Raw genomic sequence first — 19,814 nt, forward strand, 5'->3', positions numbered from 1 at the left:
CAAAAGAATCTAAATTCTTTTCCTCCGAAAAAAGCGTATGACCACCCGTTGTAAATAATTGATGAAATACCCCACACCCGTTCATGTACAACCAGGTGCATTTGATCATTTTCCCGTGTTATTTCATATAATTATACCCACTGCCACAGCATATTTTCGTAAATTAGGGATATGGAAAAGCATTGGTTATTTCGTTACAGGCTCTACCATCTGCCATTCTGGGTAATGTATCATTATGCATGGTGGGTAGTGTCTTATGGCGATCCGCTCAAAGCGGCCAATACCATCCTGTTCACCCCTCATGCCGTAGAGTTCGCATTTTACGTCGTTTTTCAGGCGGTGGCAGTATATTTCAATTTGTACTACCTCATTCCTCAATTTCTTCAGAAAGGGAAATACCAGGCTTACATGGGCTACCTGTTGCTCACACTGGCAACCGCCACCTTGTGTATAGTAGGAGGGTATTATCTCATTCCCACTCCCAGTGATCTTTGTTTCTTTGGATTTGTTGGCAAAGCCCTGCCCAGTACCATGGCAAGTATGACCCTGGCCATGAGTATCAAGCTGGCCAAACACTGGATGCAAACAAAAGAACGCCAGCAATTATTAGAAAAAGAAAAACTGGAAACAGAATTGCAGTTTCTGCGCAATCAGTTTAATCCACATTTTTTATTCAATAGTATTAACTCTATCTTCTTCCTGATCCATAAAAATCCTGATGTAGCAAGTGCTTCACTGGCCAAATTCTCTGAATTATTGCGGCACCAATTGTATGAATGTAATGATCCACACATTCCACTCGATAAGGAAATAACTTTCCTGGAAAACTTTATAGAACTGGAAAAATTAAGACAGAATAAAAGCACCCGCATACAAGTGCATTTTACTGACAAACCTGTTGCGCATATTTCAATTGCACCATTTATACTGATGACATTTATTGAAAATGCATTTAAACATGTATCAGGTCAGGATGCAAACTGGATCAATATTCACCTGGAAATAGAGGCAGATCAACTACTTTTCAGGGTCAGCAATAGCACGACAGACAAGGCATCCAGTCAATACAGCGGTATTGGATTACAGAATGTAAGAAGAAGACTGGACCTGATATACCCTGGTCAATACCAATTAGATATCCAGGAAAAACCGGACAATTTCACCATCCAGCTACAAATCAACGCCGACGCCGGTAATGCAATGGAGATACTCCCGCTTGCAATTTAAAATGCCGGTTAAAATAAGACACATTATTAAATCCACTCACGGCTACACATCGTACCCGGTGGAAATGCCTGCCGCAGGCACCCTCCCGAAAAAAATGGCTGCCGACATTAGTGGAAGCTGTTTTTTTCGCAATGAGATTATTATCTTGTTGCTCATATAAAACCAACACGATATGAGGGTATTGATTCTACTGTTATGTTTAAACTATTTTCAACTATCTGCGCAACAAAAAAACTTCCCCATCACCAGCTACGGCGCCAAAGGTGATGGCAAAACCAACAACACCACCGCCATCCAGGAAGCTATCGACAAAGCAGCTGCCGCTGGCGGCGGTACAGTAGTCGTACCAGCCGGTAAGTTCGTAACCGGTGTCATCGCCCTGAAATCTGGTGTCACCCTGCACCTGGCGCCCAACTCCTTCCTTCTCGCAACCACCAGCCGTAAGGATTATGGTCCAGCCAAAGCCTCTGCCCTGATCGTTGCCAACAACCAGCAAAATATCGGCATCACGGGGAAAGGGACCATCGATGGACAAGGAGAACTGCTCCTGAAAGATATTTTTGACATGCTAAAAAAAGGCACACTAAAAGATAAAGAATGGCAGCATTACAACGAATGGGGACAAATGCGACCTGAAGAAAACAACCGTCCAAAGCTGGTTGCATTCACAAATTGTCAGCACGTAACGGTGAAAAATGTCACCATCCTGAATGGTCTCTGCTGGATACAGGACTATGTAAGCTGTACGGACATGATCTTCGACAGCATCAAAGTGATCAGCAATACCTTCCTGAATAACGACGGCATTGACCTGGTAGACTGCAAAAATGTAAAGCTTACCAACAGCAGCTTTGACGTAGCCGATGATGGCATTTGCCTGAAATCGCACGATACCGCAGGACTTTGTGAGAACATCTACATCGCCAATTGTAAGGTACGTTCCAGCGCCAGTGGGTTCAAAATGGGCACCGCCTCCTGGGGAGGATTCAAAAATATCACTGTAAAAAACATCTATGTATACAATACCTTCCGCTCTGCTATCGCTATTGAAACGGTAGATGGCGGAATTGTGGAAAACATTGATATCAGCAATATCACAGCAAAGAATACCGGTAATGCCATCTTCCTTCGCCTGGGCAAGCGCCAGGCACGTCGTGAACCCGGTACCCTCAGCAAAGTGCGAATTTCTAATGTAAAAGCGGAGATCCCAGCTACCAAACCTGATGCAGGGTATAATATGGAAGGGCCAAGAGAGCTTTTTGAACATAACACTTTCCCTGCCGGCATCTATGGCATACCCGGTCATCACATACAGGATGTGACTTTGGAAAATATAGATATCACCTACACCGAGAAATCCAGCATGGCGGTAGCGAATATCAATGTAGATTCATTACATCGTATTCCAGAAGCGATCAGCGATTATCCTGAATTCTCCATGTTCAGAGAATTGCCAGCATGGGGTTTTTATGTGAGACATGCGGATGGTATTACTTTCAAAAATGTAAAACTGAGCTATACTGGAGAGGAGTTCCGTACAGCTTGTATTTTTGATGATGTAAATGGATTGAAACTGGAAAAGGTGAAGATAAACAAAGCAGCTTCCAGACCGCTGATCATATTAAATAATGTAAAGGGGCCGGTAGTAGACGATCCGAACCTGACTAAAGAATAATAAAAAGAACCAACATATTACCTGACGTCATCGGGTATCCGAATTTCCTGGGGCTGGCCAAAAAGCAAAATGAAGGTCGTGACAATTGCTTAAACGATGACAGGTCTCCATCAGGTACCCGAAATAAATAAGGGCTGACCATTACTTTTTGGTCAGCCCTTATAGAATAAATTCCTGTAATCGTTGTCTCGTCACCGTCTGGTTCCCCCAATAAAAAGCATCCGCCTCATTCAACCTGGCCATCCCCGCATCAGACTGCCCTGCCAACCAACTCACAAATTCGGCTTTAGCGGTAAATGACAGTACCTTATCATCCATGATCCCATCCCACAAACCACCATAATAATAAACCCCATTCCGGTATTCCAACCCCATTCCACAATAATCCCGGTGGCCAAATCCAAAATTAGCTGTCAGCAACCGTTCCGCCACCTTTTCCGCCAATTCCACCCCATAGCTTTCCGTCTTGCTTTCCAGCAGGCGGCGCCAGTTTTGCTGCTGTACCCTGGCCTCCTGATCTCTTTGTCTTTGCACCTGCAGTGCTTCCTGTTGGAGGCGGCCCTTGCTCACCTGCTTATACACAAATTGATCCATGAGCAGATCTGCCTGTACGATCAATCCGCCCAGTTCCGGCTCCTGGAATACGTATTTGGAAACCAGGGTATCCAATTTCTTATCTGTCGGCCATATCAATACCGGCTTTCCGTCATTTCTGATCCCATTCATGGATAATAATGCCGGCGTCTGAAATCTGATACTTCCGCGAACACAATGATATTTCTCCAGTATTACCCGGAGCTGATGGTCTATGGCTGATTGTAATTCTTCTCTGGACGTCATTAGGATAGCTTTACGAACCCGGCAACAATTTACACTATCTCAAATAAAAATGATTATCAACCAGTTTTTCTTTTTATTAAGAAAACAGGAGGGGTAATACCCTGTCATATTTTAAAAACAAACAATACCTTAGATAAGTATACTATAATAGTATCAACTCATTTTCCCCTCGTCACAAAGCAGACCCAGGTCACATGATTTATGATCCGGGCGCCCATGCCACTTTATAATATCAAATTGTAGGTCCGCTCATTGTTTCATTGACCACATACATGGTCTAACATTTCTATCGCCCTTTTGTTCAGGCAGCAAAAAAAAACAGGATATATCAAAAATAAATGAACCTCCTTAGACCAGCATTAATGGAAACCTGGCTCCATCAGGTATCCGAATGAAAAGAGCGTGTATCTTACTTTTGATACACGCTCTTACATTTATTTACTAATAATCTTAACAAAGACAGCAGCTTTCTATTTATTTACTGACAATTTCAACACTGCCTCGTAACCTTATATCCTTCGAAGAACTCCCGACCATAATCTCAAACTTCCCGGGCTCTACCGTAAAATGGTCATTGATATCCCACAACCCCAACTCATGCTTACCCAATTCAAAGCTCACTTCCTTTTCTTCCCCCGGGGCCAGCGTAATACGCTCAAACCCTCTCAACACCTGTGTATAAGTGATCACACTGCTAATAGCATCATGAATATATAATTGCACCACCTCATCACCTTTTACAGCGCCTGTATTTTTCACCTTACAACTCACTGTCACATTTCCCTCGGGTCCCTGTTGCGCAGGAGTAACTTTCAGATCACTATATCCAAATGTGGTATAACTCAACCCAAAACCAAAGGGATACAAAGCCCCCCATACCGATGTCTTAGAAGATGCCTCTGAACCCGGTTTAAAAGGAAAAGCATAAGGTATCTGCCCCACTGATTTTGGGAAAGTCACTGCCAGTTTTCCACCCGGATTATATTCTCCAAACAATACAGACGCAATCGCCTTACCACCAAACTCCCCCGGAAACCATCCATGAATAATAGCAGGAATATTCCGCTGTGCGAAATTGATCGTGGCCGCACGACCATCTAACAATACTAATACCACTGGCTTTCCGGTAGCATACACCGCTTCTAACAAACGTTCCTGTACCACCGGCAAGTCTAAACTTGTACGGGAACGATCTTCACGTACCGTTTTTTCAGAACCACCTAAAACCAGAATAGTTACCGCTGATTTTTTAGCCAGATCTACCGCCGCCTGTAGCATATTTTGCTCCGCACTATCAGCAGGAAAAGGTAAAATCTCATCTTCAGGAAAATGCGGCCCTATTATATTACATCCCTTCTCATATCCCACCATCGCACCTGGTAACATCGCTTTGATACCATCATACACCGTCATCAATGGTGCATTTGCAGGACCATACCTGGATAACAATCCTTCTACTTCTTTGGCATTGGGACCAATGACCGCCACTGATTTCAGCGACTTGCTCAATGGCAGCATCTGATTTTCATTCTTCAACAATACAATAGATTCCAGGGCGGCCTGCAGCGACAACGCCTGAGCGGCAGCCGTATGTACCTGACTGGCATCTCCTCTATATGGGTTGTCAAACAAGCCTAACCGAAACTTCACACGCAATACTTCTGCCACCCGCTGATCTAACATCTCCATAGATATTTTACCATCTTTGATTGCCTGTCGTAACGGATGCAGAAAATCCTCCGGTATAGAAAAATCAGTTCTGATATTCACACCTGCATTCACAGCCATCGCCACTGCATCTTCCATATCAGCAGCGACTTTATGCTTCTCATAAATGAACTCCAACGCCCTGCTATCAGTAGTCACATACCCATCAAACCCCCACTGGTGCCTTAATATATCCGTCAGAAAATAAGCACTCCCTGTTACAGGCACACCATCATAGTCATTGTAGGAACTCATTACACCCATAGGATGTGCTTCTGCTACCGCTACTCTGAAAGGCTCCAGGTACAAGGTTTTCATCTCTCTCGGCGCTACATGCGGATCCGTTCGGGTACCACCATCTCTACCACCCACCGGCACGGAATACACCGCAAAATGCTTGATTGTTGCCGCTACACCCTGCTTTTGTAAACCTAATATCATCTGCCTGCCTAACTGACCGACAAGGTAAGGATCCTCGCCATACACTTCTTCAGCACGGCCCCAGCGAGGATCCTGTACAATATCAAGTATAGGGGAATAAATATTAGTGTATCCTAATGCCATTGCCTCCTTTCCTTCAATAGCACCAATCTGACAGATCAGCTGCTTATCCCACGTAGCCCCCTGTCCACATTGTGCCGGGAAAGAAGTCGCCCTGTCATGACACAAACCTCTGATCCCTTCATTGGTAAAATCAACAGGAATACCCAACCTTGTATTTTCAATAAACCACTTTTGAATAGTATGGATTGTTTCAATATGCTTACTATAAGGGAAAGCAAATTCCGACTTGAATTTCCCAACACCATTATGTTCCTCATCAATATTACCAATCCCATCTTTCCAGATCTGATGCTGCCATTCGGGCGTAGGGAGGGCGTCTTTCAACACCCTTCCCGAACCATATAATGTGGCCAGCTGACAGGTTTTCTCTTCAACCGTCATCTGTGAAATTAAATCCCTGACCCGGTCTTCAATATTCGCCTTTGCATCTTCATACACATCTTTTTTTCCATTTTTGTTAAAATCAATCTGAGCATAAGAAATAGAGTGGAATAGTATAGCACAAAGTATTAGTAATATCTTCTTCATAATTTATAACTAAAATCATCATACAAAGGTTGCAAAGTTACTACATCCTTTGCTGTCTCTTTCACTACTGTGATCGCAAATATTTTAATGTTCTTATTCTCCGGCAGCTTGATCCGCTTTGCATGTGCAGGTATAGCTATCCGATATTTAAACATATAACTATAATTGTAGGCTTCATTCTTTGAGGGGTAAGCCAGATGCCTGTGCGATGCAAACCAAGCAATGTTGTCTTTTTTCACAAAAGGATCAGCGATACTTTTCACCGTGATCTCATCCTGCTCAAAACGCCTATTATAATACTGACCGATATATCCCGTCCATTCCTGAATACCTACAGGTACCACATGGTCATCAATCCGGAAATCACCCACCGTATCCTTATCAGCTACTGCTAAAAGATACACGGCATTATAGTCCCCATCCGGCAACACGATTTCCTGCCCTTTACAAATTACGGCATTGCTGTCTTCATCTGCACGACTCCCCATTTTAAAGGCCACATCTTCGCTCACAATCGTATCCGGCAACAGTTCTGCAGGTAAGCTATATCTGCCTTTCAGGTTACCATCGTCCCTGTTATTGTCATAGCTGAATGCATCTACATTAAAAGGTAGTGACACAGGCGCCTGTGCCACTACGCTCTTAACTGCTACAGTTGGAGCAAATTTTACAGCAAAGGATTTGATAGCATCATGTCCCATATCAAAAAATACATGCTGCCCATCAAACTTTGCTGGTCCAATCCGCTTTTCCTGGCCATTCACTTCGTAAGCATCTGCGATACCTGCAGAAAACTGTACAGTGACGCCATGTGTATCGATACCCAGCAGCTCGTTTAATCTCACGATATAATAATCATCAGAATGTTCCATTTTCTTGAACGCCATCAGGCCAATCTGTGGCGTACTAATTGTCAGCATAGCAACCTGTTTGCCATCTTTACCTGCATGCGCATCTGTTTCAAATGCCATTAAAGGTTGATTCAAAGCCTGTCCCTGCCAGGGAGTCAACCCTTTACGCCAATCGCCGGCATGTGCATAAATGCCATATTTAAATGCATGCCTGCCCCAATCCTGCGTACCCTGCACGACATAACGCTTATCAGGTTTAGGTGTGAACAACAGTGTCAAACGCAGGGTCGTATCATTCGGCTTATCTGATCCATACTTACAATCTTCCAGTATCGATACCCCGAATTGCCCACTCTTATCTGTCTGATCAAACCACTGATTGGAAGGCGCTTCGTAAGCCTTTTCATTGTTTCGGGGTCTTGCAATCGTGCCAACGCCCATGTTGTAGGTAGTGCTATCATTCACAGCTGTGAGTGGAAATGCCGCCTTCAGACTCACTCCTTTCGATTGCCAATCCAGCAGGTTATCAATCTCCAAACGTTTGCTTCCAGCGGCAAGACTCAAAATCTGGGTAATTTGTGAGCCCAATCCTTTACGGCTCACGGCTACCGCTATGCGCAATGGACCATTTTCCACCACGCGCAGTGTAGCTGATTTGTCCAGGTGATCAAATGGTGGTTTTTGACGCTCATCCCAGTCCATATTCCATGCGGGCCAGGTATAAGATTTTTCTGATTGAAAATCGAGTACAGCAGGGTTACTTAACAGCTCATGATTTGTAACCTTATCATAGATGCTGGCAATATTCCCATCTGCACTGATCTGAACCTTATAAAACTCATTTTCTAATGAATGATCGGTAACTTTCAAACCGGAGGTCACTTTTGTAACCTGGCTTCTTACATCATACACGGCCAATCCAACAGATGGCACCTTTGCCTGAAAGATGAATTTCAATGTGTGATCAGACACCTGCAATACCTGACTTTTAACAGGTACACCATCAGGACCATACACTGTAATCCCCTCCGGCACCTTATCAAATACTACACTAGCCGCCACTACATCCTCCCGTTCAATCGCCAATGGGTTATACACAACTACTGCCCGCCCTTTCACACGTGTATCCATCTCCTTCGCCAAAGCTTTCATTGAATTTTCCAACACAGCTGCAAACCCATTTGCCGCTACATACTCATCATTCCACGCATATTCATACGCTTTCGGAATAGACGTACCCGGCAATACATCATGCACCTGACTACCCAATACCAACTCCCACGCATTATTCAATTTATTGAAAGGATACACCGCCGCACCTTTATAATCTGCTACCACAGCCAGTTGTTCCGCTGCCTTCGCCAACAGTTCATTCTTCCTGTTCATCTTCTTCATGAACGCCTGTGAGGTAATAGAACCTGCACTATGCTCTGTGAGTAACAACTCTCCTTTATATGTTGGCAAATCACGCTGTATCTCCGGCGTAATGTCCTTAAAGATCTGATCAGAAGATGTCAACACTACCTTCAACTTGCTATCCGGATTATTCAAACTCCCTTCTGCATGTTTCACATCATTCTCCCTTGGTGCACCACCCTGATCACCTACACCATAATAATGAAAGTCAAATGCATATCCTGATTTCTTCCTGTTATTCTCCAATCGCTTACTCCACCCTTCATCCAGGTCCAACCTCACCGGTACATGACTCACATATGCCCCACCATTCAATGCAGACACCAGCCCACTGCCGTCAGGACCATACCAGGTTCCAATATTAAACGGAATACCCACTGCAGAGCCCCATGTTAACTTCTGTGTAGAAAACCCGATCAAACCAGCATGACGTAGCACCGTCGGCAAACTTGCAGGGAACCCAAAACAATCCGGCAACATATAATCCTGGCTCACGACACCAAACTCCTGCTGAAAGAAATTATTCCCATACAGCACCTGCCTCAATATTGACTCCGGTGTAGACATCACTGTCTCTGCCTCATCTACAGAAGATCCGGACACATGCCACCTGCCTTTCGCGATATAGTATTTCACCTGTTGATATAAATCAGGATAATACTCCTTCATCATATGATAGCGACGTGAGCCGGTAAAATTGTAAGCATAATCCGGATACTTCTCAAACAAAGGGAAGTTCTCCGTCATGATGCTCTTAATGTATTCATTGATCACCTGGGGATAATCCCAGTTCCATTCCGTATCCAGGTGTGAATATCCAATCGTATATAATACCTTATCTTTTGCAATGTTGTATTTAGTCTGTGCTTTTAAGCATGTAAAACACAGTACACCTGCAAAAATTAAAATCTGCTTTTTCATTTAATATCCGTCGTTTTGTGTTAACACCGCGCCTGTATTTAAATCAATATCAGACTGCGGTATAGGAAATAAATTCTGATGATCCAGTATCCCTACGCCAGGGTTCGAGGGATCATTATTATACTTCCTGACACGTTCTACCAGTTTTTTTAATCGCATCAATGTGAGCATCCGCCACTCCTCCGCATACAATTCTCTTGCTCTTTCATCCAGAATAAAATCGATAGTCACATCGCCTGCAGTAATGCTGGAAGCATGTGATCTGCTACGAACTATATTGATATCATCCGCGGCCTTGCCTGCATCCCCCAGTCCTAAATAAGCTTCCGCCCTTAACAGGTAGGTCTCTGCCAGACGCATAGCATACAGGTCTTTGTGATTGTACCCACCACCAGACCTCCCAAGGTCAGTATAGTGATCTAATGGCGCAGCCACTTTCATATAATAAGGGAAGAGGTATTGTGTCGAATCTTTCAGTGGACTTGATCGGCTGGTATACAGTTTCCAGTCGATCACTTTCCCATTATAAGAAGAAGCGGGGTTGTCAAAATAGAAATGTCTCTTAACATTGGCTTCTGTATTCCTGTCATCATTCCAGTCGCCATTCCAGATGTCGTAAGCAATGTAATTGGTAGGTCTGCACCAGGCGACTGGTCTGCCCAGCGTATCACTATAGCCGGTATAACTACCACTATACAATTCTCCCCGGATAGCTTTTACCCCATCAGGCGCATTACCTATTCTATAATAAGCAGGACCAAATGCACGTTCGCCAGAATACTGGCCACCACCGGTAGTATTAGGTTCATTCTGTATCACCCAGATGGCTTCTGTATTATTACTCAGGTTCTGGTTATCCATGGTAAACAGATCGAAGAATGCATTTTCGGTGGAAAAGATATTCAGCTGTGTACCGAACCGTGTTGTCATCAATGCATAGCCGTAATCGTTTATGACATGTGAAGCTGCATCTGCCGCTTCCTGGTATTTTTGTTGTGCCAGGTATACATCGCTTAACAAATGCCAGGCAGCACCCTGCGTCAATCTTCCGGAAGCCGCTTCGCTACCTCTCTTTGGCAGGTTGGCAGCAGCATACTCCAGATCGGATTCGATGAGGGCATAGACAGAATCCTTACCGGCTCTTACAAAATCAGTACGTGGCGTAGTAACAGGCTTTGTCAGCAAAGGCACATCACCATACATAGTTACTAAGATGCGATAACTGAATGCCCTGAAAAACCGTACTTCTGCTACATATCCTGCACGCTGCGTCTGATCCGTCCATTCAAAATTATCAATCCCTTCCAGCACCGTATTGGCCTGGTATACCAAATCAAAAGCCTTGGTCCAGTATTGCTGTGGCAGCGAACCAGTAGGTACAATCTCTGTATCCCAGTTACACAAAGTACCGCCAGCAGGGTCTTCACCATAATAGGCTTCGTCTGTACCCAACGCTACATAACAAAACATATACTTCTCGTCCACATTACTATACCAGTTACGCCCCAGGCTATACAAGCCCACTACCCCCATTTCTACATCACTGGGCGATTCAAAAGCATTGGCTGCCGATACAAAATCTATCGGTTTTTCATCCAGTACCTTATTACTACAGGAAGCCATCAAGAATAAACTAACCGCTCCCAGGAAAATATTTTTACAATTCATTGTCATCTTTTTTAGAAGGAAGTATTTACACCACCAATAAAGCTTCTGATCACCGGCGCCTGCACATCAGGATCCCAGCCGGACCATTTGGTCCAGGTATACAGGTTTCTGCCACTCAGATACACACGGAGGTTATTAAAACCCCACTTATTGATCAACTTGTTATTGAAATTGTAAGACAGGGTTACATCCTGCAGGCGTACAAAACTCTTATCCTGGTATACCGTAGGTGCAATCTTTGGATTGTAATACATACCTGGTGCATTATTCACAGGATTGTCCGGCCGCCAGTAGGCACGTACGTTAGGTCTGTTCAAACGATAGGCTTTGTCCGTACCGCCTGTCACCAATACGCTGGTATTGCCCGCCATATAGTAACCATTGCCACCCTGTATGGAGTTCAAAAAGATGCTCAATGAAAAACGTTTGTAGCTAAACATATTGTTGATACTAAAACGGTAATTAGCATCTGTAGAACCCAGAATTTTACGATCCCCATCTGCGGTGATCGTTGCATCTCCATTCTGGTCTTTGATTTTAAACTGACCAGGATAATAACCTGACATAATGGTTTTGTTAAACAAATCCTGCTCCTGCCAGATGCCCTGCGTTTCATAGCCGTACACGGCATTGATAGAATGCCCTACAAACCAGCCATTGCCGATATCCTTAGTCACATTATTATACAGTTTGGTAATCTTGTTTCTGTTGAGAGCGAACACAAACGCGGTAGTCCAGTTAAAGTCTTTTTGTTTGATGTTCTGTGTTTCCAGGCTTACTTCCACACCATGGTTTTTGATACCACCGATATTATCCCATACACTTGAGTTACCTGAAATAGTAGGAATCCCTCTTTGTACCAATACATCGGTAGTAGTCGCATGATATACATCAACACTACCACTGATACGGTTATTCAGAAAACGGAAGTCCACACCCACATTTACTGATTTTGTTTTTTCCCATCCCAGGTCATCATTACCCATAGAGGCGGCATAGATCCCGATAGCGGTGTTAGCGCCAAATACAGTATTGGTACTGCTCATTTCAGATTGGCTGTTGTAAGCGCCAATCCCCTGGTTACCGTTCGTACCGTATGACAATCTTAACTTCAGGAAGTCCAGCCATTCTGTTTTCTTCAAAAATGATTCTTCTGTCAGCACCCAACCGAGGGATACAGATGGGAAGTTGCCCCACTTCTTATTGCTACCAAAACCAGAGTAACCATCTCTTCTCACAGTCGCTGTCAGGAGGTAGCGGTCTTTAAATCCATAGTTCACTCTACCCAGAAAAGACCGGGTATACTCCCTGGAACCTGCGCTGGAACTGGTTTGTACTTCAGCCAGTTCAAGTGCGTTATAGCCCAGTTTTTCAGAGTTAAAACCCGTACCGGAGGCGGTTGTACTTTCGCTGGTCAGCTCCTCATCACTATGCAATAAAGTGACGTCGATATTATGTATCTTATTAAAAGTATGCTTGTAGGTAATGATATTATTGACCAGCCATTTGGTCTGGTTTGTAATCGACTTGCCGGCACTACCATTGACCTGAGCGCCCTCTGCTACTGACTTAGGGAAGTACTGAAAATGCCTGTTGAAGATATAGTTCTTGTTGTAGTTGAACTCATATTCCAACCCTTCGATAGCAGGTATTCTCAATCTGCCTTTCAGCACCAGGTTTAAATTATCCTTAGGTTCATTATCAGTAACATACAGATGTCCCAGTGGATGATAAGCATAGGATTCACTGGCAATATATACGGGAAACTGTCCTGCTTCATTGTATTTATTCCCCAGCGGACTGGCTATAAGTGCATCATTCAGCGATGTTTCCAATCCTGAATAATCACGGTGTGTATAAGTAGGATCGAATTCGATCTTCAACCAGTCAGTAATTTTATTTTCAAATTTGGCAAAGAAAGTGAGTCGTTTGAACTGGTCATTGACGACAATCCCCTGCTGATCGGCATAAGAAGTAGATAAATAGTAGTTGGTTCTTGGTGTTTTGCCAGATACACTCAGAGAATAGGATTGAATCGGCGCATCTCTCAACACCTCATTCAGCCAGTTGATATGATAACCTGCCAGGTAATTGTTTTTTTCTTCATCCGTTCGCTGGTAGGAAGCGACCACATCCTTGTCATTCACATCAGGTCTGACAGGTCGGTTATCTGCACTGCCAGGCCCTGTGGCATACCAGCTATACAGATCCTGCTGATAATAATAATCCACGAGTCTGCGGGCAAATGTTTCCGCATCCATAATCTTCGTCATCTGTGTATTAGCAAGATCCTGACTACCATAGTAAGCATTCAGACTAAAAGAAGGCTTATCAGAACTACCTGTTTTTGTGGTGATCACGAGTACGCCATTTGCAGAGCGGGAACCGTATACAGCCGCAGAACTCGCATCTTTCAGTACATCGACAGCAGCGATATCATTGATGTTCAGATCGGCAGTCGTCCCATTAAAGATCACGCCATCAACAATAATGAGCGGTACATCGCTCGCAGAAAGAGAGGTCTTACCACGAATAGAAAGGCCACCTGTTTCACCTGCCATACTACCACTCTTCGCATTCAATCCGGGTGTAATACCCTGCAATGCCTGTACAAGATCAGTAGTAGCGGAGTTTTCCTTTCCCTTCATATCAATATGAGAAATAGCGCCGGTAAGGTCTTTGGCTTTTTGCGTACCATAACCGACCACCACCAGTTCATTCAGTTTACCCATATCTTCCTGCATAGTGATAGACATATTTGTTGCCGCAACACGTTCTACAGTAACAAATCCGATATAACTAAATACCAGCATGGCATTGTTATAGACCTTGAGAGAGAAGTTGCCATTACCATCGGTAGTAATGCCATTATGTGTCCCTTTTTCAACAATGTTCACACCTACTAAAGGATGCCCTTTATTGTCAAGCACCTTCCCATTTGCGATTTGATCCTTTGCATGATAAATGACGATGGTGGTCTTGTAAGTTTTGAATTGGAGAGAAGTTTCTTTGAGAATGGACTGCAGAATGTCAGTAACACTTGTATTATTCGCCTGGTAAGAGATAGGACGTGTGTTGGATACATCTCTATCATCAAAAGTAATTCCCCAGTTACTTTTTTGTCCAATAATTTCTAAGGCCTGTGAAAGGCTGATCTTATTAAATGAGACCGATATCCGGACGTTGTCCAGTTCGTTGGCCTGGGCCTTGAGCACATGGGTAATGCTAAGGCAAAAAATACAGGCAAATAATAGTCCCTGCCTTAGCCCCCTAAGGTAATTTTCCATAAATTTGTGCGAATTTTCTAGTGTTATTTTTTCTGTGATTTTGAAAAAGTAATTCTCAGGAATGTTAGCGGAAGTGGTACCAGCACTTCCGTTTTTTTATGCCTGGAACGACGCGATGTGTGATGTTGCCATGTAGGTCATAGTTGTGTTAGTTTGCGGTGATTATAATTTTATTATCTGCTTGCCGGTAAGAGATCTTATTTGTCATGCTCAGAATTTGCAGCACTTCCTCCAGGGTGGTATTAGGCTTGATGACCGCTGTAAACGTCGGCATATTGGCATTGGGATTAGCGATCACCAGGTCGGCATGATACCATCTTTCCAATTCGGAAATTACGTCTGTTAACTTCGTCTGGTGAAACTGTATTTCTCCTTTTTGCCATGCTACAATCCGGGCAGTATTTGGGATAATTTCTTTTGTATTTGCAGTAGGGAATATAGTCAGTCGCTCATGGGCAGTGAGCACATCATAGTTGGATGCACCGGTTACCCCTACAGCCACCTTTCCTTCGGTGACGGTAACGATCGGTTGTTCTGCGCCATAGGCTTTGATATCAAACGAGGTACCGAGTACCTGTGTATAATAATGATCGAACGAAACGATAAATGGCTTAGCGTCATCCTTAGTGACCGTAAAAAATGCTTCCCCCTGAAGGGTAATTTTCCGCTCTTTGAACTTCTTATCAAATGTAATAGAGGAGGCACAGTTCAGCCATACATGCGAGCCATCGGCAAGTAATATGTCTTTATGCTCACCAGTACCGGTAGTAATGGTTTCCCATTGTGTACCTGTAAATAAAAACTTAACAGGTATGATGAATAATAATGCAATTGCAGCCGCCCAGTACCATATTCTTCTATCTGGCTTAGTGCGCATCTTTTTAGATAATCGCGCATATCTTTCAGCGGCAAGGGTCTGATCGGGGATGACATTGTTTGGCAAAGCTTCCCATTCCGCCTGTAAGTAAGCAGAAAAGGCGGCATTGTCTTCAGTTAACAACAACTGTTCAATCAGTTGTTGCTCTTCTCTGGAACATTCACCTGAGAAGTATTTTTTCAATTGCGTCGTTGGATCAGGTTGCACAAAATGTGTTTATACTATTAAATACAGTAAAAAATAAAAAGAGGTCTATGCGGAGGAAAAATATTTTTCTTAGCTGATAATCACGAGGTACATGACCATCAGAACTGCGTCAAAACCGGGGTGCATGAGCAGGTATTTCTTCAGCTGTTTGAGGGATTTAATGATCTGAAGGCGTACCGTGTCCTTAGAAATCCCCAATTCCTGGGCAATTTCTTCATAGGAGAGGCCTTCGAACCGGCTTTTCTGGAAGATCTCTCTACAGCGGTCAGGCAGGGTGGCAAGGGCGTCGTTCAGGATGGAAACGTATTGTTTCCAGACCATATCATTTTCAGGATTGATGTGGAAAGCGAGGTTGTCGATGGTGTCTGGGGTCAGCTGCTGGTGAGTCTTTTGCTGCTTTAAGGTGTTTAAAATGGTGTTTTTAGCGATTTTGAAGAGCAGGGCAGAGAAAGGCTTGTTTTCATCTATTTGTACCCTGTAATTCCAGACTTTTAAGAATACGTCCTGTAGGATTTCTTCGGCGATCTCCCTGGTAGGGACAATCTTAATGGCATAACGGAATACACGGTCCTGATAGCGGTAAAAGAGCTCCTGGAAAGCACTTTCCCTATCATAGTATTTAATCTCGCGTAATAATGACTCCTCATCAAGTTGTTGATAGTTCCTTCCCATATGACACTGCAAAATTATAGAATGCGGACAGTAAAGGGGATTAAGGTTAGGTTAATTGTATCTCGTAGCCAAAATAGTATAATCTTTCAGTTTTTTCATACAGGGGCAAAAAAAACGCCCCTGCTGTTGGCAGAGGCGTTAATTATTTATCTGACCATTTGTCAGTGACCATCCGGTTCAAAATCCAGGGAAACGGAGTTCATGCAGAAACGCTTTCCTGTAGGTGGAGGACCATCGTCAAAGATGTGACCTAAATGTGAATTACATCTTGCACATTCCACCTCAATACGTTGCATACCGTAGGAGTTATCTTCTTTATAGAGCACGCTATTAGGGCGGTCTGCTTCAAAGAAACTTGGCCAACCGCAGCTGCTGGCGAACTTAGCGTCGGAGCGGAAGAGTTTATTCCCGCAAACGGCGCAGTAGTAAGTACCTTTGGTATCTGCATCCCAGTATTTACCGGTGAAAGCCCTTTCTGTAGCTTGTTCTCTGGCTACAGCATATAAATCCGCAGGCAGGATCTTTTTCCATTCCGCATTGCTGACATTCAAATGGGAAGTGTCTGTGCGCGAGTAGTACGGGTTATGCATATCTGATTTATTTTTACTTTGCTGAGCGCTGCCGGTACAACTGAAAAGCGTACATAACAGCATACTCAGGTATAATGCGTTTCTCATTATTTATAGTATTATACTTATAATAACGAAATTCGGACCAATTAAGATTGCATGACATTTTAGCCCGGTCAGAACGCTTTCCTGTTAGTCGTGTTCCATATTTCCCCCCATCATTGGGTAAAATGATGCCATGAGGGAACAAATGGTTCCTGAATGGGAATATCGTTTACGCAACCGGGTAAATTAAGGTCTCATAGAGGAGTTTCCCTTCGTGATTGATCACCTTTACATTCAGTTTATCTTTTGCAACGGAGAAGTACATGAAGCCATAATCTGCCGCCTGAAAACGGCTGTAAGGCAATCCATCCTTAACTGGAGTGACTTCAGAACCGGCACCGGAAATGAAATAATGGGTGACACCGCTACTTTTCAGGTGTTGGAGAGAGTGGTCATGACCGGAGAGGTATACGTTCACTTTATGTTTTTCTAAAACCTCTTCCAACGTCTTACGAATTCCCAATGTATCATAATTTGTAGTCCGTGGTCCGGCAGTATACATGGGATGATGCCCTACCACGATCTTCCAGCGTACATCTTTGTCAGCAGCAGCCAGGGTCTGGTTGATCCATTCCAGTTGTATTTCGGGGTGTTGCCCTTTTACATGCGGGCCATATTCAGGGTTATCATAAAATTCAGGCAACATAGGGTTCGTATCAATAAAGAGCATCAACACCTTACCCTCCTTTCCTACAGAGAACTCTTTGGAATAATAACGTGCCGGCATCTTCCATCGACGGCTGATGTTGGTATATCGTACCTGGGCGTCAGGATCAGATTTATAATCATGATTGCCCAGGATCGGATACCAATCCCACTGAAGGGAGAAATCTGTATAGACGTTTTCAAAGGAATAGTGAAACAAGGGATCGTGCTCACTAATTACACCAGAGGGATAAAAGTTATCGCCGGTGGAGATAATAAATTGATTGGGGTGTTCGGTGGCCCACTTGCCCATCTGACGGGCTACGTGTAACTGATGATCGGCGCCATTGCGGCCCCAGTCGCCAATGGCGAGGAATTGTAAAGGGTAAGGTGCTGCTGGAACGTCTATGTTTGCGTAGGTACTTAAAGACGAAAGCACGGAAGTACTTAATACACTAAAAGCTGTCTGTTTAAAAAAGGTTCTTCTTTTCATTAATCACATTTGAAAAAATGCCGGCCATGTGATGGCCGGCATTCAAATATCAATACCCTGTGTTCTGCACTAAATTTGCATTCAACACGATCTCTGTAGCCGGGATAGGAAACAATCTTCTAAAAGTCCCCTCACCACCGGTCTTAAAGCCCCACGCATCTTCCCACTTACCAAAACGGATCAGGTCATTCCTTCTCCAACCTTCCCATGCCAGCTCACGACCTCTCTCATCCAAAATATCCTGCAGGGTGATTGTAGTCACCGTAGGTGCACTCACCCTTGCACGTACTTTATTAAACAACTCCACGGCTGTAGTGGTGCTACCCCCACTACGCAACAGTGCTTCCGCCTGCATCAGGTATACATCCGCCAGCCTCAGTACAGGAATATCATTGTTCTGATAACGGCTCACCGCATTCGGGTCAGGATAAAACTTGACAGACCTTGCACCACAGGAAACACCATTCACCTCCGCACCCACATTCATAGTCGCCGCATCTGTCAATGTAATCTCCCGGGTCAGGTTCAGCTGATAACTACCATTCTTCACCGCAGTGCCCGCAAAATCATATTGTAAACCCGATAACCAGGTCGTATCTCTTGCATCACCTGTTAAACTAAACAGATCAAAGAACTCAGGTGAAGTACACATGGCATTACTAGGACTGAAATTAAGCCCGTATTTCGCCTTCAATGTTCCATGCAGGGTGTAACGGGTAAAATAGTTTCCCTGTGCTTTATTGGCGTCAAATACTGCCACAAAGATGGTTTCATTGTTAGCTGTATTATCCGGACTAAACAGATCCATATAACTCTTTTCCAATGACAATCCTGATTCGCTCATGATCTTATTCCCATAAGTAACCGCGTCATCATACCTTGCCGTACCTGTATAATATTCTGCATTCAGGTACAGCTTCTGCAGCAATGCATACGCCATCCACAAAGTAGGACGTCCGTAATATTCCAGTGTTACAGTAGCAGGCGCACCTAATCCCGGTACTGCGGCCAGCAATTCACTTTCGATATAGTCAAATACTTCTGCACGGGTAGACTGGGTAGGGCTCTCTGTACTACCATAAGTGGTGATTGGTACATTGCCATACAAGTCCATCATATAGAAGTAAAACAACGCACGCATCGTACGGATCTCTGCCGTAAACTGTGTACGCAGTGCACTGGAATCAGCTTTTGACAACAGGTTCAATACCCGGTTACATTCCGAGATACCACTGTATCCCCAGTTCCATGGTGCATCCAGATCTGAGGTAGTCCAGCTATGTTTGTGCAACTTGATGTAACTGCCATTGTCATAATAGCTACCATTCCTGTTTGGAATCATTGCCTCATCGGTAGACAATTCTATGACTCTCCAGAAGTCAACCGCAAAGGACTGACTTGACATTTTTTGGTATACAGAACCAGTCGCCGCCACATAGCCTTGCTGTGTATTTGGAATAGTGGTCAGTTGTGATTCGACAGGCACATCCAGGTTGGTACATCCTGCTGCAGCCATCATCAGCGTAGCGGAAATAGCGATATATAATAATGCTTTCATTCTT

Annotated in this window: 12 protein-coding genes; 2 read left to right on the forward strand and 10 right to left on the reverse strand. The window is 43.9% G+C overall.

The features are described 5' to 3' along the window. Positions 1-171 precede the first annotated feature (171 nt). Positions 172-1,227 (forward strand): sensor histidine kinase, encoded by a 1,056-nt coding sequence (locus tag QQL36_RS04815; RefSeq protein ID WP_083722583.1) that lies wholly within the window; start codon positions 172-174, stop codon positions 1,225-1,227. A 172-nt stretch (positions 1,228-1,399) separates the two neighbouring features. Then, complete coding sequence (locus QQL36_RS04820; protein WP_321569145.1) at positions 1,400-2,902, forward strand: glycoside hydrolase family 28 protein; 1,503 nt, start codon at positions 1,400-1,402, stop codon at positions 2,900-2,902. A gap of 159 nt (positions 2,903-3,061) precedes the next feature. Here QQL36_RS04820 and QQL36_RS04825 read toward each other — a convergent pair whose 3' ends face one another. The 10 genes from QQL36_RS04825 to QQL36_RS04870 all read right to left on the reverse strand — a co-directional run bounded on the left by QQL36_RS04825 (position 3,062) and on the right by QQL36_RS04870 (position 19,810). Further along, positions 3,062-3,742, reverse strand: a complete 681-nt coding sequence (locus QQL36_RS04825) for a hypothetical protein (RefSeq protein ID WP_083722581.1) — start codon at positions 3,740-3,742, stop codon at positions 3,062-3,064. Between the two features lie 474 nt (positions 3,743-4,216). After that, positions 4,217-6,541, reverse strand: coding sequence for a glycoside hydrolase family 3 N-terminal domain-containing protein (locus tag QQL36_RS04830; RefSeq protein WP_321569146.1), 2,325 nt, complete (start codon positions 6,539-6,541; stop codon positions 4,217-4,219). Then, positions 6,538-9,729, reverse strand: coding sequence for an alpha-mannosidase (locus tag QQL36_RS04835; RefSeq protein ID WP_321569147.1), 3,192 nt, complete (start codon positions 9,727-9,729; stop codon positions 6,538-6,540). The genes QQL36_RS04830 and QQL36_RS04835 overlap by 4 nt, the downstream gene beginning before the upstream one ends. After that, positions 9,730-11,397 carry a RagB/SusD family nutrient uptake outer membrane protein gene (locus tag QQL36_RS04840; protein ID WP_321569148.1) on the reverse strand — a complete coding sequence of 556 codons (1,668 nt, stop codon included), beginning with the start codon at positions 11,395-11,397 and terminating at the stop codon, positions 9,730-9,732. Between the two features lie 11 nt (positions 11,398-11,408). Next, positions 11,409-14,684, reverse strand: coding sequence for a TonB-dependent receptor (locus QQL36_RS04845; protein WP_321569149.1), 3,276 nt, complete (start codon positions 14,682-14,684; stop codon positions 11,409-11,411). Positions 14,685-14,832: 148 nt separating this feature from the next. Beyond that, positions 14,833-15,768, reverse strand: a complete 936-nt coding sequence (locus QQL36_RS04850; protein WP_321569150.1) for a FecR family protein — start codon at positions 15,766-15,768, stop codon at positions 14,833-14,835. Between the two features lie 69 nt (positions 15,769-15,837). Then, complete coding sequence (locus QQL36_RS04855) at positions 15,838-16,440, reverse strand: RNA polymerase sigma factor (RefSeq protein ID WP_083722575.1); 603 nt, start codon at positions 16,438-16,440, stop codon at positions 15,838-15,840. Positions 16,441-16,601: 161 nt separating this feature from the next. Beyond that, on the reverse strand, positions 16,602-17,117 hold the full coding sequence (gene msrB / locus QQL36_RS04860; RefSeq protein ID WP_321569151.1) for a peptide-methionine (R)-S-oxide reductase MsrB: 516 nt from the start codon (positions 17,115-17,117) through the stop codon (positions 16,602-16,604). Between the two features lie 166 nt (positions 17,118-17,283). Next, positions 17,284-18,252 carry a tartrate-resistant acid phosphatase type 5 family protein gene (locus QQL36_RS04865; RefSeq protein ID WP_321569152.1) on the reverse strand — a complete coding sequence of 323 codons (969 nt, stop codon included), beginning with the start codon at positions 18,250-18,252 and terminating at the stop codon, positions 17,284-17,286. A gap of 49 nt (positions 18,253-18,301) precedes the next feature. Beyond that, positions 18,302-19,810: a RagB/SusD family nutrient uptake outer membrane protein gene (locus tag QQL36_RS04870; protein WP_321569153.1), complete on the reverse strand. Its 1,509-nt coding sequence runs from the start codon at positions 19,808-19,810 to the stop codon at positions 18,302-18,304. Positions 19,811-19,814 lie beyond the last annotated feature (4 nt).

The sequence above is a fragment of the Chitinophaga sp. LS1 genome (assembly GCF_034274695.1).
In the GTDB taxonomy this organism is placed as follows: Bacteria; Bacteroidota; Bacteroidia; order Chitinophagales; family Chitinophagaceae; genus Chitinophaga.